Below are 1637 nucleotides of genomic sequence, written 5' to 3'. Positions count from 1 at the left end.
GACGAGGCCCGCAGGAGCAGGTCGCAGGTCTCCTCGAGGGGCCCGCGGGCCTCGTCGAGGAGGTGTACGAGCAGGGCGAGCCGATCGTCGATCGCCTCGGTACGGGTCTCGATCAGGCCGTCCGTGTAGAGCACCAGGCGGTCCCCGCGCCGGAACGGCACCCGCGCCGTCCGGAAGATGCCGCCGCCGACCCCCAGGGGCACCCCCGTGGAGAGCCGCACCAGCTCCGCCGGCCCGTCCACCGGGACCCGGACGGGCGGCAGATGGCCCGCGTTCGCGATCCGGCACCGCTGCCGCACCGGGTCGTGCACGGCGAACAGACAGGTCGCGATGTAGTGCTCAAGGCCCCCCGTGATCCGGTCCAGATGCCGCAGGACCTGCGCGGGGGACAGGTCGAGGTCGGCGAACGCGCAGGTCGCCGTCCGCAGCCGGCCCATCGTCGCCGCCGCGTCGATCCCGCTGCCCATCACGTCCCCGACGACCAGCGCCGTCTTGTCGTCGGGCAGCGCGATCACGTCGTACCAGTCGCCGCCGACCTCGCTCGACGCGTGCGCCGGCTGGTAGCGGGCGGCGACCTCCAGGCCCGCCCGCTGCGGGGGAGACCCCGGCAGCAGACTGCGCTGGAGCGTCACCGCCGAGTTCCGCACGCTCTGGTACCAGCGCGCGTTGTCGATGCTGACGGCCGCGCGCGCCGCGAGCTCCGTCGCGAGCAGCACGTCGTCCCCGTCGAACGGCAGCGCGTTGCGGTCCCGCTTGAGGTCGAGCGCGCCGAGCACCTCGCCGCGCGCGATCAGCGGCACCGCCAGGTACGAGTGGACCCCGGCCCGCGCGAGCAGCTCGGCGGCCTCGGGGTTCCGCGCGATCCGCGCCAGGTCGCCGGGGCTCACGTGCTCCACCAGGACCGGCAGACCGGTGTGCACGCACCGGGTGACCAGCCGGTCCGCGCCGTACATCGCGACCTCCCCCAGCGGATCCGCCGCCGGCAGCGCCTCCGTGGGGCCCTCGGCCTTCACCGCGAGCGCGCGGAACAGTTCGGGCCCCTCCTCGGGCGCGCCCGGCCTGCGCAGCGCCAGGACGGAGTCGAGGACGTCGACGGCGGCGATGTCCGCGAGCACCGGCACCACGACCGAGGCCAGCTCGTCGGCCGTCCGCTCCACCTCCAGGGTGGTGCCCACCCGGGCCGAGGCGTCCGCGATGAGCGCGAGCCGCCGCCGGGACCGGTCGGCGTCCGCGTCCGCCAGGTGCCGCTCGGTCACGTCGATCACCGAGGCCGCGACGCCCAGGATGCGGCCCTCCGAACCCTCCAGGCGGTAGAGGGAGATCGTCCAGGCGTGGTCGTGGTCCGGGTCCGCGGGCGTCCGCCCCACCGTGGGGTGGTCGAGCAGCGGCGTCCCCGTGGCGAGCACCGTGCGCAGCGCGGCGTCGAGCGCCGCGGTGTCGAGCATCGGCAGCATGTCGCCGATCCGCCGTCCGAGGTGCTTCGCGGCCGGGATGCCGTTGATCCGCTCCAGGGCCGGGTTCACCAGGACGTAGCGCAGCTCGGTGTCGAGGACGGCGAGGCCGATCGGCGACTGGGAGACCAGCCGGTCGGAGAGCGCGAGCTCGGTCTCGATCCGCTCGACGGCGGCGCCGTCGGC

At 75.3% G+C, this 1637-nt stretch carries 1 protein-coding gene; it reads right to left on the bottom strand.

Annotated features, from left to right (window positions below; translation table 11 throughout):
- A partial coding sequence (locus CCN56_RS41125) for a SpoIIE family protein phosphatase (protein WP_086832587.1) occupies positions 1–1637 on the bottom strand: 1637 nt, incomplete at both ends.

Origin of the sequence: Streptomyces sp. NRRL B-24572 (genome assembly GCF_002156145.1) — a bacterium.
In the GTDB taxonomy this organism is placed as follows: Bacteria; Actinomycetota; Actinomycetes; order Streptomycetales; family Streptomycetaceae; genus Streptomyces; species Streptomyces vietnamensis.
The sequence above is the reverse complement of the archived record's forward strand: the minus strand, read 5'-3'. Positions and strand labels throughout refer to the sequence as shown.